Source organism: Micromonospora sp. DT228 (assembly GCF_049841595.1).
Taxonomy (GTDB): domain Bacteria; phylum Actinomycetota; class Actinomycetes; order Mycobacteriales; family Micromonosporaceae; genus Micromonospora.
In genome coordinates this window covers 1-23,155 of the sequence record NZ_JBNCKO010000003.1, presented here as the reverse complement: position 1 = coordinate 23,155, position 23,155 = coordinate 1, and the positions used below count along the sequence as shown (strand labels likewise).

At 70.9% G+C, this 23,155-nt stretch carries 23 protein-coding genes and 2 tRNA genes; 11 read left to right on the top strand and 14 right to left on the bottom strand.

What is annotated here, in order from left to right; translation table 11 throughout:
- Window positions 1-160 precede the first annotated feature (160 nt).
- Window positions 161-1,297, top strand: a complete 1,137-nt coding sequence (locus ACLQ29_RS06740) for a transporter substrate-binding domain-containing protein (protein ID WP_425770800.1) — start codon at window positions 161-163, stop codon at window positions 1,295-1,297.
- Complete coding sequence (locus ACLQ29_RS06735) at window positions 1,183-2,343, top strand: hypothetical protein (protein WP_425771232.1); 1,161 nt, start codon at window positions 1,183-1,185, stop codon at window positions 2,341-2,343. The genes ACLQ29_RS06740 and ACLQ29_RS06735 overlap by 115 nt, the downstream gene beginning before the upstream one ends.
- 58 nt (window positions 2,344-2,401) lie before the next feature.
- Here ACLQ29_RS06735 and ACLQ29_RS06730 read toward each other — a convergent pair whose 3' ends face one another.
- Both ACLQ29_RS06730 and ACLQ29_RS06725 read right to left on the bottom strand, forming a co-directional pair.
- Window positions 2,402-3,580 carry a TolB family protein gene (locus ACLQ29_RS06730; protein WP_425770799.1) on the bottom strand — a complete coding sequence of 393 codons (1,179 nt, stop codon included), beginning with the start codon at window positions 3,578-3,580 and terminating at the stop codon, window positions 2,402-2,404.
- Window positions 3,577-4,107, bottom strand: a complete 531-nt coding sequence (locus ACLQ29_RS06725; RefSeq protein ID WP_425770798.1) for a SigE family RNA polymerase sigma factor — start codon at window positions 4,105-4,107, stop codon at window positions 3,577-3,579. Before ACLQ29_RS06725 ends, ACLQ29_RS06730 begins: the two co-directional genes overlap by 4 nt.
- 156 nt (window positions 4,108-4,263) lie before the next feature.
- Between ACLQ29_RS06725 and ACLQ29_RS06720 the strand changes: the two genes are divergently transcribed.
- The 4 genes from ACLQ29_RS06720 (at window position 4,264) to ACLQ29_RS06705 (ending at window position 7,672) form a co-directional block, all read left to right on the top strand.
- Window positions 4,264-6,033, top strand: a complete 1,770-nt coding sequence (locus tag ACLQ29_RS06720; protein WP_425770797.1) for a proline--tRNA ligase — start codon at window positions 4,264-4,266, stop codon at window positions 6,031-6,033.
- A gap of 57 nt (window positions 6,034-6,090) precedes the next feature.
- A complete protein-coding gene (locus ACLQ29_RS06715; protein WP_252416973.1) occupies window positions 6,091-6,516 on the top strand; it encodes a CBS domain-containing protein in 426 nt (141 codons plus the stop codon).
- A gap of 71 nt (window positions 6,517-6,587) precedes the next feature.
- Window positions 6,588-7,016, top strand: coding sequence for a SufE family protein (locus ACLQ29_RS06710; protein WP_425770796.1), 429 nt, complete (start codon window positions 6,588-6,590; stop codon window positions 7,014-7,016).
- Between the two features lie 20 nt (window positions 7,017-7,036).
- Window positions 7,037-7,672, top strand: coding sequence for a DsbA family oxidoreductase (locus ACLQ29_RS06705; protein ID WP_425770795.1), 636 nt, complete (start codon window positions 7,037-7,039; stop codon window positions 7,670-7,672).
- A 68-nt stretch (window positions 7,673-7,740) separates the two neighbouring features.
- On the opposite strand, the gene ACLQ29_RS06700 is transcribed toward ACLQ29_RS06705, so the two are convergent.
- The 5 genes from ACLQ29_RS06700 to ACLQ29_RS06680 all read right to left on the bottom strand — a co-directional run bounded on the left by ACLQ29_RS06700 (window position 7,741) and on the right by ACLQ29_RS06680 (window position 11,068).
- Window positions 7,741-8,289: a YbaK/EbsC family protein gene (locus ACLQ29_RS06700; RefSeq protein WP_425756992.1), complete on the bottom strand. Its 549-nt coding sequence runs from the start codon at window positions 8,287-8,289 to the stop codon at window positions 7,741-7,743.
- 95 nt (window positions 8,290-8,384) lie between these two features.
- Window positions 8,385-8,579: a hypothetical protein gene (locus tag ACLQ29_RS06695; protein WP_425770794.1), complete on the bottom strand. Its 195-nt coding sequence runs from the start codon at window positions 8,577-8,579 to the stop codon at window positions 8,385-8,387.
- Window positions 8,580-8,655: 76 nt separating this feature from the next.
- The gene (locus tag ACLQ29_RS06690; RefSeq protein ID WP_425770793.1) at window positions 8,656-9,309 is read right to left on the bottom strand and encodes a GAP family protein; all 654 of its coding nucleotides are present in this window, start codon (window positions 9,307-9,309) and stop codon (window positions 8,656-8,658) included.
- 51 nt (window positions 9,310-9,360) lie between these two features.
- Window positions 9,361-10,749 (bottom strand): MFS transporter, encoded by a 1,389-nt coding sequence (locus tag ACLQ29_RS06685; RefSeq protein WP_425770792.1) that lies wholly within the window; start codon window positions 10,747-10,749, stop codon window positions 9,361-9,363.
- Between the two features lie 58 nt (window positions 10,750-10,807).
- Entirely contained in the window at window positions 10,808-11,068 is a 261-nt protein-coding gene (locus ACLQ29_RS06680) for a hypothetical protein (protein ID WP_425770791.1), read from the bottom strand.
- A 266-nt stretch (window positions 11,069-11,334) separates the two neighbouring features.
- Between ACLQ29_RS06680 and ACLQ29_RS06675 the strand changes: the two genes are divergently transcribed.
- Window positions 11,335-15,759 carry an HAD-IC family P-type ATPase gene (locus tag ACLQ29_RS06675; protein ID WP_425770790.1) on the top strand — a complete coding sequence of 1,475 codons (4,425 nt, stop codon included), beginning with the start codon at window positions 11,335-11,337 and terminating at the stop codon, window positions 15,757-15,759.
- Window positions 15,760-15,903: 144 nt separating this feature from the next.
- Here the strand turns inward: ACLQ29_RS06675 and ACLQ29_RS06670 are convergent, their stop codons facing one another.
- Window positions 15,904-16,404, bottom strand: a complete 501-nt coding sequence (locus ACLQ29_RS06670; RefSeq protein ID WP_425770789.1) for a YciI family protein — start codon at window positions 16,402-16,404, stop codon at window positions 15,904-15,906.
- A 71-nt stretch (window positions 16,405-16,475) separates the two neighbouring features.
- Between ACLQ29_RS06670 and ACLQ29_RS06665 the strand changes: the two genes are divergently transcribed.
- The 3 genes from ACLQ29_RS06665 (at window position 16,476) to ACLQ29_RS06655 (ending at window position 17,681) form a co-directional block, all read left to right on the top strand.
- A complete protein-coding gene (locus tag ACLQ29_RS06665) occupies window positions 16,476-16,634 on the top strand; it encodes a hypothetical protein (RefSeq protein ID WP_425770788.1) in 159 nt (52 codons plus the stop codon).
- Window positions 16,635-16,698: 64 nt separating this feature from the next.
- The gene (locus tag ACLQ29_RS06660; RefSeq protein WP_425770787.1) at window positions 16,699-17,139 is read left to right on the top strand and encodes a DUF4259 domain-containing protein; all 441 of its coding nucleotides are present in this window, start codon (window positions 16,699-16,701) and stop codon (window positions 17,137-17,139) included.
- 38 nt (window positions 17,140-17,177) lie between these two features.
- Window positions 17,178-17,681, top strand: coding sequence for an O-acetyl-ADP-ribose deacetylase (locus ACLQ29_RS06655; RefSeq protein WP_425770786.1), 504 nt, complete (start codon window positions 17,178-17,180; stop codon window positions 17,679-17,681).
- A gap of 75 nt (window positions 17,682-17,756) precedes the next feature.
- Here ACLQ29_RS06655 and ACLQ29_RS06650 read toward each other — a convergent pair whose 3' ends face one another.
- The gene (locus ACLQ29_RS06650; protein WP_425770785.1) at window positions 17,757-18,389 is read right to left on the bottom strand and encodes a LysE family translocator; all 633 of its coding nucleotides are present in this window, start codon (window positions 18,387-18,389) and stop codon (window positions 17,757-17,759) included.
- Between the two features lie 185 nt (window positions 18,390-18,574).
- Here ACLQ29_RS06650 and ACLQ29_RS06645 point away from each other — a divergent pair, with 185 nt between their 5' ends.
- A complete protein-coding gene (locus ACLQ29_RS06645) occupies window positions 18,575-18,952 on the top strand; it encodes a carboxymuconolactone decarboxylase family protein (RefSeq protein ID WP_088986731.1) in 378 nt (125 codons plus the stop codon).
- Window positions 18,953-19,037: 85 nt separating this feature from the next.
- Here the strand turns inward: ACLQ29_RS06645 and ACLQ29_RS06640 are convergent.
- The 5 genes from ACLQ29_RS06640 to gyrA form a co-directional block, all read right to left on the bottom strand.
- Window positions 19,038-19,113, bottom strand: a tRNA-Ala gene (locus tag ACLQ29_RS06640).
- A gap of 42 nt (window positions 19,114-19,155) precedes the next feature.
- Complete coding sequence (locus tag ACLQ29_RS06635) at window positions 19,156-19,284, bottom strand: DLW-39 family protein (protein ID WP_209444550.1); 129 nt, start codon at window positions 19,282-19,284, stop codon at window positions 19,156-19,158.
- Between the two features lie 43 nt (window positions 19,285-19,327).
- Window positions 19,328-19,401 (bottom strand) — tRNA-Ile (locus tag ACLQ29_RS06630).
- Between the two features lie 151 nt (window positions 19,402-19,552).
- The gene (locus ACLQ29_RS06625) at window positions 19,553-20,461 is read right to left on the bottom strand and encodes a DUF3566 domain-containing protein (RefSeq protein WP_393365088.1); all 909 of its coding nucleotides are present in this window, start codon (window positions 20,459-20,461) and stop codon (window positions 19,553-19,555) included.
- A 4-nt stretch (window positions 20,462-20,465) separates the two neighbouring features.
- Window positions 20,466-22,988, bottom strand: a complete 2,523-nt coding sequence (gyrA, locus tag ACLQ29_RS06620; RefSeq protein ID WP_393365086.1) for a DNA gyrase subunit A — start codon at window positions 22,986-22,988, stop codon at window positions 20,466-20,468.
- Between the last annotated feature and the right edge of the window lie 167 nt (window positions 22,989-23,155).

Here is a 23,155-nt window from a genome sequence, read left to right as displayed (position 1 = left end):
ACTCGTGTCGATCACCCGCAATGTTGGGCCTCCGACCTCACTGACCCGGCGCGCTCTCGTGAAGCAGTCGGCTATCCGGCTGGCGGCGGACTGTCGTGGCTCGCGCCCAGGCCCCACAATGGGGGGCCGATCACCGGTCCGAGCAGCGGGGAGGGCCTAGTTGAGCCAGGCAAACGAACCGAGCCCGCCGGGGCCGACCCCGGCGACCACCTCGCCGCGCAACGCACGGACCCGTCAGATCCGACTCGTGGGGCTCATCGTCGTGCTGGCCGTCCTGGTCGCCGCCCTGGTCCCGATCGTCCTCGCGATGGGACCGCCGACCCGCGACGAGTTGTTGGAAAAGGCCGGCCTCAAGGGAAAACAGCAACTCGTCATCGGGGTGAAGGACGACCAACCAGGCATCTCGCAGCACCTCGCGAACAACGTCTGGAAGGGCTTCGACGTCGACATCGCCTACATGATCGCGGGCTATCTCGGCTTCGACCACTCCCAGGTGCGCTTCCTGCCGATCGAGAGCGAGGACCGGGCCCGTCGACAGGCCCGGGACAACGACGGGTTCGTCATCGTCGACCTGGTCATCGCCTCGTACAGCATCAACGAGAAGCGCAAGGAGGAGGGCGCGGTCTTCTCCGCCGCGTACCTGCACACCGAGCAGTCGGCGATCACCCTGAAAAGCTTCGAGGGGCAGGTGAGCAGCCTGGAGGATCTCCGTGGGCTGACGGTCTGCTCGCTGACCACCTCGACGTCCATCCAGCGCCTCGGCGAGGCCGGCGCCACGCCGGTGGGCCGGAACCGGATCAGCGAGTGCGTCCAGGAGCTGTACGACGGCAAGGTGCAGGTCGTCACCACCGACGCGGCGATCCTCGCCGGCTTCGTCACGGCCGACCAGCCGGGCGACGACGGGCAACGCTTCCCGGTGACCCTCAAGAACCCGAAACCGCTCCGGCACTGGGACATCGGCTCGTCGCCGCAGGAGAAGTGGGGCATCAACGTCGGCCCCAACCAGGCCCTGCTCGATTTGGTCGACCTCGCGCTCTCCGAATCGGCCCTGGACGAGGAGAACTCGACCTGGGAGAACGCGTACAACGCCAACCTCCGTTGGCAGCAGGGATACAACCTCCCGCAGCCGGTCGCGGAACAGCAGCAACCCGAGGCGAGGAAGGTGAAGGTGCGACAGTGGCCGTGGGAGAGGATCGCGCTACCGCCCCCGGCGTACCCCGGGTCGTCACCAGTTTCGGCGAGGCCCGCCGCCCGCGCCGGATGGCGGGGGCGCGGCAGGCGCAGCAGTGGCTGCTGACCCTCCTACCCGCCTTCCCCGTCCTGCTCCTGGTGCTGCGACTGTGGCAGCTCAGCCAACAGGACATGTCCACGATGCTGCTGCTGGTGCAGTACGTCAGCCCGCTCGGTCTGCTCAGCGCCCTGCTGATCGCCCTGGTGTGGGCGTTCCCCGTCGTCGTTCTCGCCTTCGGGGTGCTCGGTCGGCTGCTGCGGCTCAGTGCTCCGGACCGGTTCGACCCGGAACGGTCACTGCTGGCCTCCGGTACGGCACGTACCCCGGGCTGGGTGATCAGCGCCGCGGTCGCGCTGGGGGCGCTCACCTGGCAGCTCCGCTTCGTGCCGTCACTGCTGATGCTCGCCCTCTGGCTGCTCGCGCTGCGCACCCGCTATCTGCACCCGGACCAGCCGACCCGGGTGCTGCTGGTGAGTGTGGCGCTGCCCCTGGCGGCGGCGATCCTGGCGTACACCGTGCTGGGGCCGGCGATCTGGACCGCGTACCAGGATCGTGAGCTGGCCACCGCCGCGCTGCTGGCGGTGCCACCCGCCGCCACCGTGCTGCTCACCGGCCCGATCCCCGGCTGGATCGCCCCGACGCTCACCCACGGCCTGGCGTTCACGGTCGCCGCCGTGCTCCCGGTGGTGATGGGCGCGGTCTTCCTCCGGGTGCCGCTGTTGCCCACCGCCGCGATCGAGGTGGTGCCGAAGGAATCGGCCAGGACGACCCCGGCCGCGACACCCGCGACGGGCGACGGTGCGCTGACCGAGGGCAGCGGGACCGGGCCGCCACCGGTTGCCGACGCTGACCCGGAGGTGGTGCTCGGCGCGCTCATCGCGGTCACCGACACGTCGACGATCGTGCTGGACCGGGCCGCCACCGTGCGGTTCCTGCCGAACGGTTGGGTCGAGTCGCAGGTCCTCTGCCCACAGGTGACAGAGGTGCCATACAGCCTCGTCTCGGTGCGTGGGTGGCCGGTGGAGGAGACGGCACTGAACTGGATGATGCCCCGGCGGCCGGTGGTCGATCCGGACGTCCGCTGTGAGGGCCGGCTCCCCGGCGCGCGGTGAACCGGACCCGGTGGCGGGCCACCCCGGGAGGTGGCCCGCCACCGTAGGTGCCGCTGCGTCAGCCCGCGACGGCCAGGATCTGCATGTCCTTCAGGCTCGCCGGCTCGGCGGTCTCGGAGATCTTGCTGCCATTCGCGTGGACCAGCAGCACGGCGTGGCCGCTGCCGTCCCGAACCCGCACGACCATCGAGCCGTCGGTCTGGAAGTAGACCTGCCGCAGCTCGCGTCCGCCGAGTGGCAGCCGGATCTCCCTTCCGGTCCGGGTGTCCAGCACCACGTTGACCCGCAGGTCGCGAGCGACGTCGCCGGCGTCCCCATCCGCCTTCTTCCGCAGCAGGGCGATGCGGGAGCCGTCCGGGGAGAGGCTGGCCATGTCGTTGCTGCGCCAACCGTCCACCGAGAAGCCGGGGACGACGCGCTTCGTCGTGCCGTCCGTGCCGTAGAGCGCGACGCCGGCGTCGGTGTTCAGGGCGATGGTCTGACCGTCCGCCGACCAGAGGGCATGACAGGCCTCAGGTTCGGTGGTCCACCAGCGCACGCCCTTCCCCGTTGAGCGCACCTCCAGCACGCCGTAGCGGCCGGGTCCACCCGCCGCGTTCGGCTTCGTCTCGCGGAACAGCAGTTGCCGCCCGTCCGGCGACCAGACCGTGGTGACGCAGTACGGGTCGACATCCGGGCGCACCTTCCGCCGGTCGGAGCCGTCAGCGTTCGCGACGAACAGGTTGTTGCTGCTGCCGTCGCTGTCCACCCAGGCCACTCGGCGGCCGTCCGGCGAGACGCTCACGTTGCCCTTCCACGCGATATCGGGCAACGCCAGCAGTTGGACCGCATTGTCGCCGGGGCGCCAGGACCGCAGGTTCGCGGTCTTCGCGCCGGTCACCTCGGCGGGCCCGTAGAAGAGCCTGCCGATGGCCACCGTCGGCGCGATCGCGCTGGACCCGCCGCTGGGCGGGGTGCTGGGGCTGTTGGACGGCGTCGGGGTGGGCGTTGGCGTTGGGGTCGGTGTCGCGGTCACCGACGGGGTGTCGGCGGGGAGCGGCGCGGGAGACCCGTTGGGCCGGATGGCGAGGGCGGTGCCGGCCGCCGCCGCGATCAGCACCAACACCGCGGCCGACGTGGCCACGGCGCGCTGGATCCCGAGCCGACGGGACGTACGCAGGCTCCGGTCCCGCAGGTCGACAACCGTGACCTCATCGGCCAGGTCGGTCAGGTCGAGCCGGAGACGCTCGTCGTTCATCGGGTGCTCCCTTCCAGGACGTACAGCTCGGCGAGGTCGGGGGCGACGACGCGCAACTTGGCGAGTGACTTCGCCGTCTGGCTCTTGACAGTGCCGACGGTGACGCCGAGCAGCTCGGCGGTCTCCGCCTCGGTGCGGTCCTCGAAGAACCGCAGCACCAGCACGGCCCGTTGCTTCGGGGAGAGCTTCGCCAGCGCCGACCGGAGGGTCAGCCGCAGACTTGTCTGCTGCGCGTGGTCCGGGGCCGAGTCGCCTCCGCGGGGCTCGGGCAGGTCGCCCGGCATCGACTCGGGTACCCGGCGGCGCCGCCACCAGGACACCTGCAGGTGGTACATGATCTTCCGGGTGTACGCCTCGGCGTTGCCGCTGTGGTGCAGCCGGTTCCAGGACCGGTGTGTCCGGGCCAGCGCCGACTGGACGAGATCCTCGGCCAGGTGCTGGTCACCGGTGAGCAGGTAGGCCGAGCGCAGCAACGCCGGCGTGCGGGTACGGACGAACGAGTCGAACTCACTCAGCAGAGGGTCCACACGGGCCGATCCTTCGGGTCGTGGTGCAGGAGGGATGTGCTGCCTCTCCAGACGTCGCCCTGGGCCACAGTGGTTGCCGGCAGGCACCCGCCGTGTTCACGGCGCGCCTGACGAATTGGGTCGCTCGGGCGCTCGGCACGCCTCTACGCTGCGCGCATGCTGCTACGCATGTCGACCCTGCTGCTCCGGACCCTGCGCGAGGACCCGGCCGACGCGGAGGTGCCGAGCCACCGGCTTCTCCTGCGCGCCGGTTACATCCGCCGCGCCGCGCCGGGTGGCTACACCTGGCTGCCGCTGGGCAAGCTGGTGCTGGACTGGGTCACCGACGTGGTGCGTGGCGAGTTGTTCGCGATCGGCGACCAGGAGGTGCACTTCCCGGCGCTGCTGCCGGCCGACCCCTACCGGACGAGCGGCCGGTGGGCCGAGTACGGCGACGACATCTTCACCCTCGCCGACCGGCGCGGCGCCGAGCACCTGTTGGCGCCCACCCACGAGGAGATGGCGGCGCTGCTGGTCAAGGACGTGTTCACCTCGTACCGCGACTTCCCGGTGACGCTCTTCCAGGTGCAGACGAAGTTCCGCGACGAGGCGCGGCCCCGGGCCGGGCTGCTGCGCGGTCGGGAGTTCCTGATGAAGGACGCGTACTCCTTCGACCTGGACGACGCGGGGCTGCGGGACGCGTACGCCCGGCATCGCGCGGCGTATCGGCGGATCTTCGACCGGTTGGGCCTGGACTACACGGTGGTGCACGCGATGTCCGGGGCGATGGGTGGCTCCGCGTCGGAGGAGTTCCTGGCGACGGCGCCGGTGGGCGAGGACACGTTCGTGGGCTGCACCGCCTGCGACTACGCGGCTAACACCGAGGCGGTGGTCACCCGGGCGCCGGCCGCCGCCGACCCGACCACGCAGCGGGCGGTCGAGGTGCACGACACCCCGGAAACCCCGACGATCGCGAGCCTGGTGGAGCTGGCGAACGCCCGTCGGTTGGGGGATCGGGACGGCTGGACCGCCGCCGACACCCTGAAGAACGTGGTGTTGTCGGTCCGGCAGCCGGGTGCCGAGCGGGCCGAGCCGGTGGTGATCGGGCTGCCCGGGGACCGGGAGGTCGACCTGAAGCGGGTCACCGCCGCGCTGGCGCCGGCCCAGGTGGCCGTCTTCGACGAGTGGGTCGAGCATCCGGAGCTGGTCCGCGGCTACCTCGGGCCGCAGGTGCTCGACAAGCTGGGCATCCGCTACCTGGTCGATCCGCGGGTGGTGCCCGGTTCCGCATGGCTGACCGGGGCGAACGAGCCGGGCCGGCACGCGACCGACGTCGTCTCCGGGCGGGACTTCACGCCCGACGGGACGATCGAGGCGGCCGAGGTGCGCGCCGGGGACAGCTGCCCCGACTGCGTCGACGGCGAGTTGACGATCCGGCGGGGCATCGAGATCGGCCACATCTTCCAGCTCGGTCGCCGGTACACCGACGCGTTCGCGGTCGACGTGCTCGGGCCGGCCGGCAAGCCGGTCCGGCCGACGATGGGCTGCTACGGCATCGGGGTGTCCCGGGCGGTCGCGGCGGTCGCCGAACAGCACCACGACGACCGGGGACTGGTCTGGCCGGCGGCGATCGCGCCGTGCGACGTACACCTGGTGGTGGCGGGCAAGGGCCCGCAGCTCGACGCGGCGCTGGAGCTGGGCGGGCGCCTCGCCGCCGCCGGCCTGCGGGTGCTCGTCGACGACCGCACGCACGTCTCGGCCGGGGTCAAGTTCACCGACGCGGAGCTGATCGGCATCCCCCGGGCCGTCGTGGTCGGCCGCCGACTCGCCGAGGGGTACGTCGAGCTGCGCGAGCGGGCCGGCGACGAGCGCGTCGAGCTGCCGCTTGAGGGTCTGGTGGACCGACTTGTCCACGAGGTACGCCAGGAACGTGGGAACCTGGTGTAGCTGCCGCGTCACGGGGTAGTGCAGTCGGATCGACCGAAGACGTTTGCGGAGGCTCTCATGACCGGTTACCGGGTCAGCGACGTGATGACCAAACAGGTCGTGTACCTGCCCGCCGAAACCACACTGGACGAGGCCGCCAGGGTGATGAAGGAGGCGGACATCGGTGACGTGGTGGTCACCGACGGCGCGAGCCTCGCCGGCATGCTCACCGACCGGGACATCGTGGTGCGGGCCGTGGCGGAGAACAGTTCCCCCGCGGCCACCACCATCGGCTCGATCGTCACCCGCGAGGTGGTCATGATCGAGCAGCACTGCACGGCGGGTGAGGCGGCGGCGCTCATGCGGGACCGGGGCATCCGCCGGGTGCTGGTCTGTGACACCGACCGCAAGCTTGTCGGCATCGTCTCGCTCGGCGACCTGGCCATGCAGCTCGACCCCACGAGCGCGCTCAGCGAGATCAGCGAGCAGTCGCCGACGGTGTGACGAACGGGCCGGGTCGGCGCACGGTATGTGCCGCCGGCCTGTTCGCGGGTGGCCGGCGGTAGCCTCGACGCATGGCTGACATGCCGGCCCGACTGGCCGAGATCGTCGACGAGTTCGCCGCCGCGCCGCGCGACCTGGTGCTGGAGATGCTCCTGGAGTACGCGGACGTCATTCCGGTGCTGCCGGAGGGCGCCGTCGAACGCGAGGGCATGGAACAGGTGCCCGAGTGCCAGACGTCGTTCTTCCTTCGCGCCAAGGTGACCCCGGGGGGCACCGTGGCGACGATCTTCGACTGCCCGCCGGAGGCGCCGACCACCCGGGCGTTCGCCGGGATCCTCGCCGAGGGGCTGGCCCTGGCGAGCCCGGAGGAGGTCCTGGCCGTGCCGGACGACCTCTACCAGCGGATGGGCCTGGCGCAGGCGATCAGCCCGCTGCGGATACGCGGCGGCACGGCGATCCTGGGCCGGCTCAAGCGTCAGGTGCGGGAACAACTCGGCTGACCGCGAGGTTGCCAACGATCATGGAGATCGAGATCTACGCGGACGTCATCTGCCCGTGGTGCTACATCGGCAAGCGCCGCCTGGACGAGGCTCTCGCCAGCTATCCGGGCGAGGTGACGGTCCGCTACCGGCCGTTCCAACTCGACCCGTCGCCGGTCGCCGAGCCGCTGCCCCTGGTGGAGGCGCTGGCCGGAAAGTTCGGCGGCCCGGAGCGCGCCCGGCAGATGGTCGACCACGTGACCCAGGTCGCGGCCGGTGACGGGCTGCGGCTGGACTACGACCGCGCGGTGATCGCCAACACCTTCGACGCGCACCGGCTGGTCTCCTGGGCCACCGACCAGGGCAGGGCGGCCGAGATGGTGGAGGCGCTCTACCAGGCGCACTTCAACCACGGCGTCGACGTCGGGTCGCGGGAGGCGCTGGCCACCCTGGCCGGCGAGATCGGCCTGGACGCCGCCGACGCGCTTCGGTTCCTCGACTCCGACGAGCGCGTCGCCGACGTCTCCGCCCAACTGGCCGAGGCGCAGGGCCTGGGCATCAGCAGCGTGCCGACCTTCGTCCTGGCCGGAAAGTACGCGGTCTCCGGTGCGCAGGAGGTGCAGACGCTGCTCGCCGCGCTCGCCGAGGTCGAGCAGCGCGAGGCCGCGAACCACTGAGTCAGCGGGGTGCCCGGCATCGATGATCACGATGTTTCACGTGCAACAACATCGATGCCGGTGGCTGTTCAGGCCGGCCTGGCCAGCCCTTCCACCACCTGGGCGCCGGGCAACGCGCCCAGAGCCGGCCCGGGCAGCGCGATCTTGCTGTGCCGTACGCCGGACCCGATGATCACGTGCGGGGCGGCGATGACGCGTGCGTCCACCAGGATCGGCCACTGCGCCGGCAGCCCGATCGGGGTGATGCCGCCGTACTCCATGCCGGTCAACTCGACCGCGTCGGTCATCGGGGCGAAGCTCGCCTTGCGGACGTCCAACGCCCGGCGGGCCACCCCGTTCACGTCGGCCCTGGTGGTGGCCAGGACGATGCAGGCGGCGTAGCGGACCACACCCTCACGCTTGCCGGCCACCACGACACAGTTGGCCGACACGTCCAACCCCACCTCGTACGCCGCACAGAACGCCGCGGTGTCGGCGAGTTCGGCGTCGATCGGGGCGACCAGCACGTCGTTGACGTCGACCGGCGCGTCGGCGGGCCACTGCGCGATGGCCTCCGCCACCGGCGGGGCGAGCAGGTCGAGGCGGGCGCGGGCGGGTTCGGTCTTCAGCGTTCCCATCACGGGTGCGATCCTCGCATCCGCGACGCTGAAACGCCCGACGGCTCCCGTGCCGTTTCGGGACGCCACCGGCCCGGGCCGGACGGATCCGGTGCTCAACTGCCGGCGAGGAAAGCGTTGTCGCGCATGAAGGAGCGGTCTCTGGCGGCAGCCAGCTCCTGCTCGCGTTGGGCCCTGGCCCGTTGCAGTTCCAGATCCTCCATGGCGTGCCGGACACCCAGCCGGATCACGCCGTAGAGGAAGACGAAACCGAAGACGTAGAGGATCACCGTGGTGACGACAGCGAACATGACGTCACCGTAAGACGAACGTGAACCGTTGTTGCTCTCATTTCCGCCCCGTTCCCCCGTACGTGTCCGCCCCGACTCAGCCCGAGCGGATCAGGTCCAGCACGGTCAGCAGCGCGAAGAACGCGATCACGATCTCGTTGACGATCCAGGCGTGCCCCTCGGCCCACTCCCGCATCCGGGTCAGGACCCGCGCCGCCCGGTCCCCGAGCAGCAGTAACGCCAGCAGCGGCAGGGCGAGCAGGAGCACGGTGAGCAGCACGAACGGCACCAGGTGCCACCACGGCAGGTCATGTCGGGCCACACTCGCCCCGACGGCCGCCATGGTCAGGTCGTCGGTCGGCGTGAGCACGAAGAGCAACGCGCCCAGCCGCAGTGCCGTACGCGGGTCGGCGTGCTCGATGCTCCCCAGCCACCTCGGCGGTCCGGACCGGTCCCGCCGTACCCACACCAGCACGGCCAGGCCGACCAGCAGGGCGAGAACCACCAGGTCGATGGCGGGACCGCGATCGACCTTGCCGGCGGCGGCACTGGCGTCGGCGGCCAGCCCGCCCACCCAACGGGTCAGCAGCCAGCTCAGCGTCACTCCGGCCGTGACCACCAGCCCGGCCCCGGCGAGGAAGCCCAGTGACGCCGCCCGGGGCCGGTCCGACGAGGCGAGGAAGACCGACACGACAAGTTGGGTCCCGGCGACCATCACCACGGCGAGCGGCAGGATGGTCAGGAAGTTCATCGCCCGCAATCCTCCCGGCCCGACCGGGCCGGGAGCGACCGAATCCGCGGATCACCCCTCCGGTCGCACCGTTGCGCCCACCACGACGCGACCGGCCAACAGCGCGCCGAGCAGCGCCAGGCCAGCGGTCACCGCCAGAGTCGCCGCGTAACTGGCCGGGCCGGGCGCGCTCCCCGCGGCCAGCACGGCACCTGTCAGCGCGAGCACTGTCGCCGCGAAGAGGGAGTCGCCCAGTTGCAGGGATGAGCTGTTGCGGCCCTGCTCACCAGGGGCGGACAGCTCCAGGGTGAGCACCGACAACGACGGGTAGAGCAACCCCATGCCGAGGCCGGCCGCCGCCCACCCGAGCACGGCGACGGCCACCGGGACCTCGGGCCGCACGGCGAGCGCCACCGTGGCCGTGCCGACCGTGATGCAGCTCAACCCGAGCCGCGGCAGGCTGGCCCGGGACGCGGGCACCGGGATCCGGCCCTGCAACCAGGAGCCCACCGACCAAGCCAGCGCGCCGACCGTGAGGACCAGCCCGGCGGCGGTCGGCGAGAGACCCCGCTCCCGGGAGAGCATCAACGGGATGACCACCTCGGCGCCCACGAAGGCCGCCGACGCCAGCCCCCGCAGCCCCACCACCGTGGGCAGCCCTCGGGCCGCCCGCAGGAACCCGGCCGGCAGCAGGCGCGGCGCACAGACCAGCAGGCCGACCACGGCAAGCGCGACAAGGGTGAGGGCGGTGACGCCGCGCTGCTGTCCCCCGATGTGCAGCAGAGCGGCGCTCACCGCGGCCCCGCACGCCCAGCCGATCCGTCCCACCGCGCCGGCTGGTGGCCGGCTCGCCACGCTCCGCCCCAGCGACCGCAGGCCGGGGTGGATCAGCAGCACCGCCGGCACCGCCACCGCCGGCACCGCGAGGAAGACCCACCGCCAGCCCAGGTGCTCCACGATCAGGCCGGCCACCGCCGGCCCGACCAGCGACGGTACGACCCACGCCGCCGCGAACGCCGCGAAGATCCGCCGGTGCAGTTCCGGTGGGTACGCCTGCCCGACGATCACGTAGAGCGCCACCGAGAGCAGCCCGGTGCCGAACCCCTGCACCACCCGCCCGACGACCAGCACACTCATCGCGTGCGCCGTCCCGGCGATCAGCAACCCGACCACGAACCAGGCAACCCCGTGCCACATCGGACCCCGTGGGCCTCTGGCGTCACACCAGATGCCGGAGACCACCATGGCCAGCACGCCCGTGGCGAACGGGCCACCGAACGCGATCCCGTACAGCGCCACCCCGTCGAGGCTGCGGGCGACGGTCGGCATCGCCGTACCGACCGCCAGCGCCTCGAACGCGAGCAACGAGATCAGGGCGACGCTGCCCACAGTCATCGCGCGCAACCGGGGTGCGAACAGCCCCGGTACGGCCGGTGCGCTGGTGGCGACTGTGCTCGGCATGACCCGAGCATGCGACTTCAACCTGGATTCAAGTCAATCACCGGTGACCCGGCTCTCGTCAGGCGTCCTGCAGCGCCTGCCCGACCCCGCGCACCACTCCCGACAGGTGCTGGTCGGCCAGCAGGTGACCGGCGGTGATCACCAGGGCGATCGGCCACTCGATCACCTGTAGTGCGGCGAGCACGCCGAGCCCCGCGTAGTAGGCGACCTTGTCCGGTGGCGGCACCGCCACCTCGCCCAGCATCGGTAATGCCACCCGCCGGTTGTACATCCGGACGTTCTCGTGCGAGCCGTTCAGATGTCGCGTCAGTGTGCTCATGCCGGCCTCCCCGTGTCCGGTGATGGTCGTCGGATTCCACGGCCCACCCCGTCCATGCGCCGGCGACGACGCAAAGTTCCACCACCCCGGGGGCATAACGGACGACAGGTCGGGAAGCCAGGCCGCCGGACGTGAGTGCGGTGGGAGGACGAGATGGCCAAGGTCAGGACCAGCAGCAACAGGGAGTCGGACCGGCGTCCGTCCAGCCGTACGCCTCAATGACGGCGGCGGGTCGCGCAGCCAGCCGCATCCTGCCGTCCTTCGGCATGCCGCACCTGGTCGGCGAGGCGTCCCGGACCGTCGGTTCGGCCGCGACCCGGCTGGCCCGGACGGCCGGGCTGACGCGGCGACGGGTCTGGTCCCGGCCGGGTCGACACCACATCGAGGTGCACGGCGTCTGCCAGGACGGCGGAAACCGGCTGGCTCGTCAGGTGGAGGGCGCGCTGGAGCGTCTGCCCGGCGTCGCCTGGGCTCGGGTCAACGCCCCGTCCGGGCGGGTGGTGATTGCCGTCGAGACCCCCGAGCCGGCGTTGCGCGACCTGATCGCCACGATCGGCCGGGTCGAGCGGACCTGTGACCACGAACCCGACCCGGAGATCCCGCCACCGCATCCACCTGAGGAAGGGCCGCGAACCCCCCGTACCCTCGGGGCGCTCGCCTCGGACGCGCTGGGCCTGACCATCTCGGCGGCCACCCGGATCCTGCCGTTCGCGCCGCTGCCCGGTGAGGTGGCGGGCCTGCTCGCCGCGATTGATCTACAACCGAAGCTGCACGGGTTCATCGGCAAACGACTGCGCTCCGACCCCCGCGCCGACCTCCTCTTCCCGCTGGCCGAAGCGGTGGTGCAGGGCCTGACCGGCCGTTGGACCGGGATCGTCCTGGACGGCGCCCAGCGGGTGGTGCAGTGGGGCGAGGCGCGAGCCCAGCTCTCCGCCTGGGAGCGGGCCGAGCCACGACTGACCGGCGACGCGGAACGCGCCACCGCCCGCTGGCCGGTCATCGAGCGTCCCCGGCCGAAGCCGGACGGCCCGGTCGAGCGGTACGTCAACCGCATGCTCGGCGCGGGCGCGGCGGCGGGTGCCGCGGCGATGCCGTTCGCCGGACCGAAACGGGCCATCGCGGTGGGCTTGTCGACGCTGCCGAAGGCCCCCGGCAGCGGACGCGAAGGGTACGCGGCCCAACTCGGCCGAATGCTGGCCCGACGCGGCGTGATCGCGATGGACCGCAGCGTGCTGCGGGAGCTGGACCGGATCGACACGCTCGTGCTGGACGCCGCCGTGCTCGGCTCGGACCGGGGCGTACTCGCCGATCTGGCGCCGGCGCCCGGCGCCGACGTCGACCAGGTGGCGGAGCGGGCCTTCGCGCTGTTCGACCCGGATGATCCGGCTGCCTCCCGCGCGGCGGACGGCTGGCGGCTCGGACCGCTGGACCAGCTGCCCCGCACCGACCTCGGGACCATCCCGGACGCCGACCGGCTGCGCTCCGCCGGCGGCCACCTGCTCGGCCTCGCCCACGGCGACCGACTCGCCGCACTGTTGCGGGTCGAGCCGGAACCCGCCCCCGGCGTCGACGGCCTCCCGGCCGCCGCCCGGCAGGCTGGACTGCGCCTGGTGGTGGCCGGCGGCGACGAGCAGCGGTACGGCTTCGCCGATGCGATGCTGCCCGGCGGCGACCGACTGGCCGAGTCGGTACGCGCGTTGCAGCGCGACGGCGCGGTGGTGATGCTGGTCTCGGCGGACCGGAAGGCGCTCGGCGCGTCCGACTGCGGTCTGGGGCTCGCCCCGCCGGAGGCGCTGCCGCCGTGGGGCGCACACCTGCTGGTGGGCGCCGACCTGCGGGTGGTGGCCCTGGTGGTCGAGGCGACCGGGGTGGCCCGACGAACGGCTCAGCAGAACATCAGGCTGGCCATGGCGGGCACCGGTCTCGGGGCGCTGGGAGCGTTCACCGCTCCACCTACCCAACTGCCGCACAAGGCGCTCGTCGCGGTCAACGGCGCCGCCGGGTTGGCCTTCGCGAACGGGGTCTGGCAGGCCCGCCGCCTGCACGACCAGTCGGACACCCCGGCACCCGTGACGACCGCCTGGCACCTGATGCCGGTCCGCACCGTGCTCGACCACCTGCACACCACCCCGGACGGTCTGGCCAGCGCGGAAGCGCAGCGCCGGAACCACGGCACCGGAGAGAACGGCGATGCCGGAGCCGGACGTGGCGGCCTGCTGCGCGCCTTCGTTGACGAGTTGTCCAACCCGTTGACGCCGGTGCTGGCCGCCGGCGCGGTGCTGTCCGCGTCGTTCGGCTCCCTCGTCGACGCCGCGCTCGTAGGCAGCGTCGTCGGTGGGTCCGCCCTGATCGGCGCCGTGCACGAACGCAACACCGAACGGTCACTTGCGGAGTTGCTGTCCCGTTCGGCGGTGACCGCGCGGGTCCGCCGGGACGGTGGCGAGCAGGTTCTCGCCGCCGAGGATCTGGTCCTCGGCGACGTCATCGCCCTGGAGCCGGGCGACTCGGTGCCCGCCGACTGCCGCGTCCTCGAATCGGTGGGCCTGGAGGCCGACGAATCGTCGCTGACCGGCGAGTCGCTGCCGGTCGCCAAGTCCAACCGACCGGTGGTGGCCGCCGCCATCGCCGACCGACACTCGATGCTCTACGAGGGCACCACCGTCGCCGCCGGGCACGGCACCGCCGTGGTGGTCGCGACCGGGTCGGACACCGAAGCCGGCCGCAGCCTGGCGCTCGTTCGGCAGGCTCCACCGACAAGTGGGGTGGAAGCCCGGCTTGGTTCGTTGACAAGCGCCGCCATCCCGTTGGCGGCCGGCTCGGCGATAGCGGTGGCCGGCGCGGGCCTGCTTCGGGGCGTACCCCTGGCCGAAACGGCGGCGACCGCGGCGAACCTCGCCGTGGCGTCGGTGCCGGAGGGGCTGCCGTTCCTGGTCAGCGCGGCACAGTTGGCCGCCGCCCGGCGGTTGGCCGAGCACGGCGCGTTGGTACGCAATCCGCGCACCATCGAGGCCCTGGGTCGGGTGGACGTGCTCTGCTTCGACAAGACCGGCACCCTCACCGAAGGCCAGTTGCTGCTCGCCGGGGTCGGCGACGGCGTCGGCGATCGGTACGCCCCGGCGGACCGGCTGGACGACAGGCTCCGGTTGACGCTGGCCGCGGCGCTGCGCGCCACCCCCGCCGCGGCCAACCCGGAGGAGTTGGCGTTGCAGACCGACCGGGCGGTGCGGCGGGGCGCCGGCGTCGCCGGGGTGGTGGAGCAGACCGGTGCCGCCGGGTGGCAGGCTGCCGGCGGGCTGCCGTTCGAACCGTCCCGTGGCTATCACGCGAGCATCGGTGAGACCGACGGTCGCCTGTTGTTGAGTGTCAAGGGCGCTCCGGAGACGGTACTGCCGCGGTGTTCGGCCCGACGTACCGACGGCAGTCAGCAGCCGCTGGACGACGCCGGGCGCGCGGAGCTGGAGCGGATGCTCGCCGATCGGGCCGGGGCGGGAAACCGGATCCTGGCCGTCGCCGAGTGCCAGGTGGACGACCCGAAGGTGACCGACGCCGACGTCCGAGGGCTGACCTTCGTGGGTTTCCTGGCCCTCGCGGACGGGGTCCGGGAGAGCGCAGCCCCCGCGGTACGCCGCATCCGCCAGGCCGGTGTGCACACCATCATGATCACCGGTGATCATCCGGCCACCGCCGAGGCGATCGCGGCCACCATCAGCGAGCACGACGAGCAGCGGGTGGTCACCGCCGGTGAGCTGGACCAACTGGACGACGAGGCGCTCGCCGAGCGGTTGGCCCACACCGACGTGGTGGCCCGCTGCACCCCGGCGCACAAGGTGCGGATCATCCAGGCGTTGCAGAAGTGCGGGCGAACCGTCGCGATGACAGGTGACGGCGCCAACGACGCCCCGGCGATCCGGCTGGCCGATGTCGGCATCGCCCTCGGCCAGCGAGGCACCCCGGCGGCGCGGGCCGCGGCCGACCTGGTGGTGACCGACGACCGGTTGGAGACCATCATCGCCACCCTGGTCGAGGGTCGGGCGATGTGGTCGTCGGTGCGGCACGCGCTCAGCATCCTGGTCGGCGGCAACCTCGGTGAGATCGCGTTCAGCGTGCTGACCGCAGCGGCGACCGGCCGCTCCGCGCTCACCGGCCGACAACTGCTGCTGGTCAACCTGCTCACCGACCTGGCACCGGCACTTGCCATCGCGGTCCGGCCACCCGCGTCGGACCGCACCGACAACCTGCTCCGGGAGGGCCCGGACGCGGCGCTCGGCGAAACCCTCACCCGGGAGATCGGCCTCCGGGCGGCAGCGACCACGCTGGGCGCGACCGCGGGCTGGACGTTGGCCCGGTACACCGGACGTCGTCAGCGGGCCGGAACCGTCGCACTCGTCTCCCTGGTCGGCACCCAACTCGGACAGACCATCCTGGCCGGCGGCACCAGCCCGGCCGTGCTGGCGTCCACGGCGGCGTCGCTTGGCGTGCTCGTCGTGGTCGTGCAGACGCCGGGGGTGAGCCAGTTCTTCGGTTGCACCCCGCTCGGACCGGTCGGCTGGACCATCGGGGCCGGCTCGGCGCTCGGCGCGACCTTCGCCAACGGCGCGCTCACCAAGCTGATGGAACACGTGCCCCAGGCCCGCCCCGACCGGAGCGGATCCGGTGCCGAGCCTGCGGCGGACGGTGGTTCCGAGGGCTGACTGACGGCCCGTCGTGACCGGGACCTCGCCCGAAGCTGACCGGTGCACCCCTGACCCCACCGGCCTGAGGTAGACGGCGGCGGGCCGGCGCGGTGATCGCCGCCTACCGAAGAACCGGTGGGCGGCGACCGACGCGTCGGGATGTCACCGCCGACGATCAGCCTCACGGAGCAGCGCCTCCGACTCGGGGTCGGGCATGATCTCCCGAACCTCCTGCGCGCAGCGGCAGGCGGCGGCAAGCTTGGCAGCCCACGCCAGCGCGTCGTCGCGAGAGGCCACATCGACGATCGCGAACCCGCCAATGACCTCCCTGGTCTCCGGGTACGGGCCGTCGGTGACCGTCCCGTCGGTGGCCACGATCGTCGCCTGCTGCCTCTCCAGGCCGGTGCCGAACACCCACGCGCCCGCGTCCATGGCCTCCCGGACCACCGCGTGCGAAGCCTTGGCCACATCGGCAATCTCCTCGGCGGCGATGTGGTCCATCGAGCCGTCATTGAACGAGATCAAGTACCGCGTCATCCTCGTCACTCCCATGTCCCGGCGGCCACGTCGACCACCCCTCGTCTCCTCTACGAACGACTCGTCCCGGATTCGACGCCGCACCGGAAAACTTCGCGGGATCATCGCCGGCTCGGCGCTCGGCACGTTCGTCGGATGAGCAGATCGCGCGTGAGTCCGCACGTCAAGGGACTCAGCGCCGTGGCTAATCTGGACGGGTGAACACGCCAAGGCTCGATCGGCAGACGCTGGAGTTTGCGGTCGGGCTCTCCGAACGCGCGGGCACGCTCGCCGCCGAGAAATTCTTCGCGGGTTACGAGGACCTGGCGCCGCTGCCGCTGATTCGTCAGACGGGGCAGCGCATTACCGGTGGATGACCGCGCCCTTGCGCCACTCCCCGCCCGACTCCATGATCGGCTCACCGGAAACGTGGAGGAAAGCATGGGCACCTGGGATGACGGTCCGTTCGACAACGACAGCGCCGCCGACTGGTGCGGTGATCTCCATGACGCCGATCCGTCCGCACGGTCGGAAATGGTTCGTGCTGCCCTGACAACGGCAGCGCTCAACGCCGACTACCTCGACTATGACGATGCCGCCTCGGCCATCGCCGCGGCAGCGATCGTCGCGTCCCAGCTGCCCGGCGGGGACCCCATAACCTCGGCGTACGCGCCGGACTTCCTGCTTGCCGGCGAGTCCCTCGACCTGGACGACGACCTGCCGCTGCTGGCGGTCGAGGCACTTGACCGGATCCTCGGCGACAACTCGGAGTGGCGCGGCCTGTGGGGTGACGGAGGAGCGAGCGAGTTCCCGCAGATCACCAAGCTCCGTGCGGTGCTGTCCGGGCCGCCCGAACTGTCCGGTCAGATCGCGCTGCTCTAAGGGCCGCGCGTCCCTGGTGCCGTGGTGCATCCTCAGGTATGCCCGTGATTGAAGTTGTGCTTGGGGATATCACAAGCGAGGACGTCGACGCCATCGTTACCGTCGCCAACGAGTCACTGCTAGGTGGCGGCGGTGTGGATGGGGCGATTCACCGTACGGCCGGACCGCGACTGGCCGAGGCCGGCTCCGCGCTCGCACCCTGCGCCACCGGCGACGCGGTCGCCACTCCCGCATTCGACCTCAACCCGCCAGTACGCCATGTCATCCACACCGTCGGCCCCGTCTGGGAAGGCGGTGGCTACGGTGAGGCCGACCTTCTGACCTCGTGCTATCGGCGCAGCCTTGAGGTTGCCGACGAGGTCGAAGCGCGCAGCGTCGCCTTCCCGGCCATCGCCACCGGCGTGTACGGCTTCCCGCCCGCGCAAGCAGCGAAGATCGCGATCTCGACCATCAGAGCAACGCCCACCGAGGTCGAGCGTGTCCGCCTGGTCGCCTTCGACGAAGAGACGCACGATCTCCTGGCCGCAGCCGCGCAGGCGTGACCGAACCCGGTCGGCGAACCCCTGACGCCCCACCGTTGGAAGCTTGAGCCGCCATTGAGTGCTGAGGACAGGGCGTCATCGCTCGACGGCCAGTCGCACGCCCAGCCCGATGAATACGCCTCCCGTCGCTGTGTCGATTCGGCGGCGAACGGCCTGCCGGCGACGGAGCCATCCCCCGATCCGCCCTGCGAGCACACCCACAGTGCCGTCGACGATGAACTCCAGGACGATCAGAATGGCGCCGAGGATCGCGAACTGCACCCAGACCTGACCCAGTTGCGGGTTGATGAACTGTGGGAGGAACGCGATCGTGAAGGTGACCATCTTCGGGTTGAGCAGGTTCGTCAACAGTCCACTGAGATAAGCCCGGCGGCCCGAGATGCCTGCCCCGACGACCGGCAACTCGCTCTGCTCGCTCTTGCGGTGCCGAATCATCTGCACGCCAAGGAAGATCAGGTACGCGCCTCCGACGATCCGCACCACGGTGAAGGCGGTCGGCACCGCCGCGAAGAGAGCGGCCAGCCCAGCGGCCGCCAAGACGACGTGAACGGCCTCGCTCGTCGCCACCCCCGCCGTGGCGAGCAGACCGGCGCGCGGACCGCCACGCATCCCACACCCCAAGACGAACAACATGTCCGGCCCGGGACTGACCATCGCGATGATCGTGGTCAGGGTGAAGGCCACGAGCAGGTGCTGATCTATCGGCATGCATAGACCGTTCCACATGTCGCTACAGACGGGCAGGTCACGCCCGTCACCGTGACATGGGACACAATCAGCCCGATGCCATCGCGACCACCGGTTTCCCGGAACGGCCGACCGAACGCCGGGGTGGGCGCGATGCTGGAACCAAACGGCAGTCGATCGGCTGACACGTGCGGAGGTGGCATCACATGCCCGACGATCCCCGATACCAGCAGGCCCTCGACACCGCGGAGCGCCTCCTCGGCCAACCGTTGACCCTGCCGCTGGCCGACGGGGAACCCGCGGTCGGTCAGGACTTCCGGCGGCTGGCGACCGAGCACACCTTCGGCGACTCGTGGCCGCGACCGGGCCTGGACCTGCGGAGCCGCTGCCTGATCTCGGTGGCCGTCGCGGCGGCGCTGGGCACCCACGAGCCGCTGCGGGGGCAGTTGCGCATCGCGCTGACGTCCGGCGTGACCAAGGAGGAGATCGTCGAGCTCTTCATCCACCTGGAGGCGTACGCCGGGGCGGCCCGGGCGTTCGACAGCTACCAGGTGGCCGCGGCGGTCTTCGGCGAGCACCGCTGACGATCCGCTGACGAACAAAGATGACCGTCAATCCGAGGTCGGGTCAGCGGGGGAGAAGAATAGGCCATGACCTGCCCGGATGATGTGGTGGAGCCCAGGGGACTCGAACCCCTAACCCCTGCCTTGCAAAGGCAGTGCTCTGCCAGTTGAGCTAGGGCCCCGTGGACGGCCGCAGCGATGATCGCTCGTCGCCGCGCCAGACGTCAGCGCAGATCGGGTGCGGTGGTCGCCTCGTGCCAGAGGGCACGCTCGTCGTTCGAGGCCTTGATCTTGTTGAACACGACGGCGGCCACGCCGACAACGCCAGCCAGAATCAGCAGCTTCTTGAACATGGGGCGACCCCTCGTGCTCGACTAACGTCGGACGACCGTGCGGTGGGGCTAGATGGAATCGAACCATCGACCTCAGAGTTATCAGCTCTGCGCTCTAACCGACTGAGCTATAGCCCCGCGTTGCGACGAGCAAGATTAACCCATCCGCTCTGCCGACCCCAAATCGGGGTCCGCGCCTGCGAACTGAGCCGTCGCCGCCTGCCAAAACCTACCCGAGTACGGGACGCCGGAGCGACCGCATTCCGCGGTGCCCCGGCGTCCCGTTCGCTCAGTCCCGCTCGGCGAGCGTCAGCTCGATCCCGCCGACGAGGTCGGCGCAGACGTTGTAGACGAACGCTCCCAGCGTGGCCAGCGCGGTGAACAGCACCACGTTTACCAGGCCGATCAGCGCCGAGCTGAGGATCACGCCCTTGGCGGTGATCTGGAAGCCGCTGGTGCTCTGCCCACCGCCGGCGTTGACCAGGTCACCCAGGCTCTCGTTGACGCTCTTGAACACACCCATCGCGTCCAGCGCCAGGTAGAGCACCGAGGTGGCGACCACCACGACGATGAAGAGCACCACCGAGACGGCGAACGCGAACTTCATCACCGACCACGGGTCGATGCGCTTCAGGTTCAGCCGTGCCCGGCGCGGTCCGCGGGACGCGGCCGAGCTGACCGACGTACGCGCGGCACGTACCGCATCACCGACGCGGGCAGCCCCGACCGCCGACGGGTTGCCGATGCCCGGCGGCAGGCCACCGCCGCTGACCGGGCGGCCGGCAGCGGAGGTACGCGCCCCGTCCGACGGCGGCTGGGTCATGCCGGGTGTGATCCGTGGCTGGGTGCCGGTGGACCCGGTCGACGCCGCCTGGCCGGGCCGGACGTTGATCGGCTGGGTGGTCGCCGGCCGGGCCGAGGGTGCCGCCGCAGCACCCGAAGGTGTGGCGGCGGACGTCGGCGCCTCGGCACCGGACGCCTCGGTCCTGTCACCCTTGCCAGCGTCGTCGCTGGTCGGCTCCGGCGGGGGTGTCATGCCCGGGGCCCTGGTGAATTTCGGGGCAGGCGCGTCGGCGGGGACCGTCGCCCGGCCTACGGCCGCGCGGCCGGTCGCTGGTGTGCCGCCCTTGGCGGCCTCCTCGTCGACCGGGTTGGCCGAGGTCCCCGTGTTCCCCGACTTCGCCTGTGTCTCCGTCATTCAACTAGTCCTGTTCGTCAGGCTCGTCGGCATTGCGAGCAATCGCCACGATAGTCACGCCGTCCGGGAGGTCCATCAGCTTGACCCCCATTGTGTTCCGGTCACGCGTACGGCGTACAGGCTTCACCGGAGTCCGAATGACACCACCATTGCTGGTGATCGCGAACAACTCGTCGTCCGGATCGATCACCACCGCGCCAACCAGACCACCGCGCCGTTCGGTGATCTTTGCAGTCAACACGCCCTTACCTCCCCGGCCCTGCACCGGGTATTCCTCGATCGGGGTCCGCTTCGCGTATCCCCCGTTCGTGGCCACCAGAACGTCCAGACCCTCCCGCACGACCTCCATGGCGAGCAGGACGTCGTCGTCCGTGAAGCGCATGCCGATCACACCCGAGGTGGCCCGGCCCATCGGCCGCAACGCCTCGTCCGAGGCGTTGAACCGGATCGCCTGTGCCTTCTTCGAGACCAGCAGCAGGTCGTTCTCCGGCGCAACCAGCGCAGCACCGACCAGCTCGTCCTCATCGCGCAGGTTGATCGCGATGATGCCGCCGGAACGGTTGGAGTCGAACTCCTCGAGCCGCGTCTTCTTCACCAGGCCGTTCTTCGTGGCCAGTACCAGATAGGGGGCTACCTGGTAGTTCGGGATCTCAATGATCTGCGCTATCTGCTCGTCGGGTAGGAAGGCGAGCAGGTTGGCCACGTGTTGGCCCTTGGCTACCCTACTGGCCTCCGGCAACTCGTACGCCTTGGCCCGGTACACACGGCCCTTGTTCGTCAGGAACAGGATCCAGTCGTGGGTCGAGCAGACGAAGAAGTGGCTGACGATGTCGTCCTGCCGCAGCGTAGCGCCACTGACGCCCTTCCCCCCGCGTCGCTGCGAGCGGTAGAGATCGACCTTGGTCCGCTTGGCGTACCCGGTCCGGGTGATCGTGACGACCACATCCTCGCGGGCGATGAGGTCCTCCATCGAGACCTCGCCGTCGAACGGGATGATCTGCGTACGCCTGTCGTCGCCCCACTTGGCGACGATCTCGCCGAGCTCCTCGGAGACGATCTTCCGCTGGCGCTCCGGCTTGGCCAGGATGTCCTTGAGGTCGGCGATCTCGATCTCGAGCTTGGCCAGGTCGTCCACGATCCGCTGCCGCTCCAGCGCGGCGAGGCGGCGCAGCTGCATGTCCAGGATCGCGGTCGCCTGGATCTCGTCGATCTCCAGCAGCCGGATCAGGCCCTGCCGCGCGTCGTCGACGGTCGGCGAGCGCCGGATCAGCGCGATCACCTCGTCCAGCGCGTCCAGCGCCTTGCCCAGACCGCGCAGGATGTGCGCCCGCTCCTCGGCCTTGCGCAGCCGGAAGGCGGTCCGCCGACGGATCACGTCGATCTGGTGCTCGACGTAGTAGCGGATGAACTGCGCCAGGTTGAGCGTGCGCGGCACCCCGTCGACCAGGGCCAGCATGTTGGCGCCGAAGGTCTCCTGGAGCTGGGTGTGCTTGTAGAGGTTGTTCAGCACGACCTTCGCGACCGCGTCGCGCTTGAGCACCAACACGATCCGCATGCCGGTACGGCCGGAGGACTCGTCGCGGATGTCGGCGATCCCGGCGAGCTTGCCCTCCTTGATCAGCTCGGCGATCCGCTCGGCGAGGTTGTCCGGGTTGACCTGGTAGGGCAACTCGCTGACGACCAGGCAGGGCCGACCCCGCTTGTCCTCCTCGACCTCCACCACGGCGCGCATCCGGATCGAGCCCCGACCCGTGCGGTACGCGTCCTGGATCGCGGTCTGGCCGACGATGAGGCCGTAGGTCGGGAAGTCCGGACCCTTGACGATGCCGAGCAGGGCTTCGAGGGTGGTCTCCTCGTCCTCCTCGGGATTGTCGAGGCACCACTGGACCGCCGCGCCGATCTCCCGCAGATTGTGCGGCGGGATCTTGGTGGCCATGCCGACCGCGATGCCCTCGGAGCCGTTCACCAGCAGGTTGGGGATCCGCGACGGCAGGATCGTGGGCTCCTTGGCCCGGCCGTCGTAGTTGTCCTGGAGGTCGACGGTGTCCTCGTCGATGTCCCGCAGCATCTCCATGGCCAGCGGGTCGAGCTTGCACTCGGTGTAACGCATGGCGGCGGCCGGGTCGTTACCGGGCGAGCCGAAGTTGCCGTTGCCGTCGACAAGCGGGTAGCGCAGTGACCAGGGCTGCGCCATCCGGACCAGCGCGTCGTAGATCGCCGAGTCGCCGTGCGGGTGGAACTGGCCCATCACGTCGCCGACGACGCGGGAGCACTTCACGTAGCCGCGGTCCGGACGGTAGCCGGAGTCGAACATCGCGTAGAGGATCTTGCGGTGGACCGGCTTGAGGCCGTCCCGGACGTCCGGCAGCGCACGCCCGACGATGACGCTCATCGCGTAGTCGAGGTAGGAGCGCTGCATCTCCACCTCGAGCCCGACCGGTTCGATCCGGTCGTGCGCGACCACCGCGGCGATGGCCTCGGCGGGGACCTCGGGCTCGTTCGGTGTGGACTCGGGAGAATCGGTCACTGTATACCCTTATCAGACTCAGAGTCGTTTTCGTGCTGTGGATAACCGCTGTGGATACCGGCCAAGCTGTGGATAACTCTGTGGACCGGTGGGGGGGGGGGGGGGCGGCCCCCCCGCCCCCCCCCCCCCCCCCCACCACCCCCCCCCCACACACCCCCCCCCCCACA

Excerpts from the sequence above, each read along its gene's own strand:
- ACLQ29_RS06730 (WP_425770799.1), bottom strand. The coding sequence starts at position 3,580 with ATGAACGACGAGCGTCTCCGGCTCGACCTGACCGACCTGGCCGATGAG.
- ACLQ29_RS06720 (WP_425770797.1), top strand. The coding sequence starts at position 4,264 with ATGCTGCTACGCATGTCGACCCTGCTGCTCCGGACCCTGCGCGAGGAC.
- ACLQ29_RS06715 (WP_252416973.1), top strand. The coding sequence starts at position 6,091 with ATGACCGGTTACCGGGTCAGCGACGTGATGACCAAACAGGTCGTGTAC.
- ACLQ29_RS06710 (WP_425770796.1), top strand. The coding sequence starts at position 6,588 with ATGGCTGACATGCCGGCCCGACTGGCCGAGATCGTCGACGAGTTCGCC.
- ACLQ29_RS06705 (WP_425770795.1), top strand. The coding sequence starts at position 7,037 with ATGGAGATCGAGATCTACGCGGACGTCATCTGCCCGTGGTGCTACATC.
- ACLQ29_RS06700 (WP_425756992.1), bottom strand. The coding sequence starts at position 8,289 with ATGGGAACGCTGAAGACCGAACCCGCCCGCGCCCGCCTCGACCTGCTC.
- ACLQ29_RS06695 (WP_425770794.1), bottom strand. The coding sequence starts at position 8,579 with ATGTTCGCTGTCGTCACCACGGTGATCCTCTACGTCTTCGGTTTCGTC.
- ACLQ29_RS06690 (WP_425770793.1), bottom strand. The coding sequence starts at position 9,309 with ATGAACTTCCTGACCATCCTGCCGCTCGCCGTGGTGATGGTCGCCGGG.
- ACLQ29_RS06685 (WP_425770792.1), bottom strand. The coding sequence starts at position 10,749 with ATGCCGAGCACAGTCGCCACCAGCGCACCGGCCGTACCGGGGCTGTTC.
- ACLQ29_RS06680 (WP_425770791.1), bottom strand. The coding sequence starts at position 11,068 with ATGAGCACACTGACGCGACATCTGAACGGCTCGCACGAGAACGTCCGG.
- ACLQ29_RS06675 (WP_425770790.1), top strand. The coding sequence starts at position 11,335 with ATGCCGCACCTGGTCGGCGAGGCGTCCCGGACCGTCGGTTCGGCCGCG.
- ACLQ29_RS06660 (WP_425770787.1), top strand. The coding sequence starts at position 16,699 with ATGGGCACCTGGGATGACGGTCCGTTCGACAACGACAGCGCCGCCGAC.
- ACLQ29_RS06655 (WP_425770786.1), top strand. The coding sequence starts at position 17,178 with ATGCCCGTGATTGAAGTTGTGCTTGGGGATATCACAAGCGAGGACGTC.
- ACLQ29_RS06650 (WP_425770785.1), bottom strand. The coding sequence starts at position 18,389 with ATGCCGATAGATCAGCACCTGCTCGTGGCCTTCACCCTGACCACGATC.
- ACLQ29_RS06645 (WP_088986731.1), top strand. The coding sequence starts at position 18,575 with ATGCCCGACGATCCCCGATACCAGCAGGCCCTCGACACCGCGGAGCGC.
- ACLQ29_RS06635 (WP_209444550.1), bottom strand. The coding sequence starts at position 19,284 with ATGTTCAAGAAGCTGCTGATTCTGGCTGGCGTTGTCGGCGTGGCCGCC.
- ACLQ29_RS06625 (WP_393365088.1), bottom strand. The coding sequence starts at position 20,461 with ATGACGGAGACACAGGCGAAGTCGGGGAACACGGGGACCTCGGCCAAC.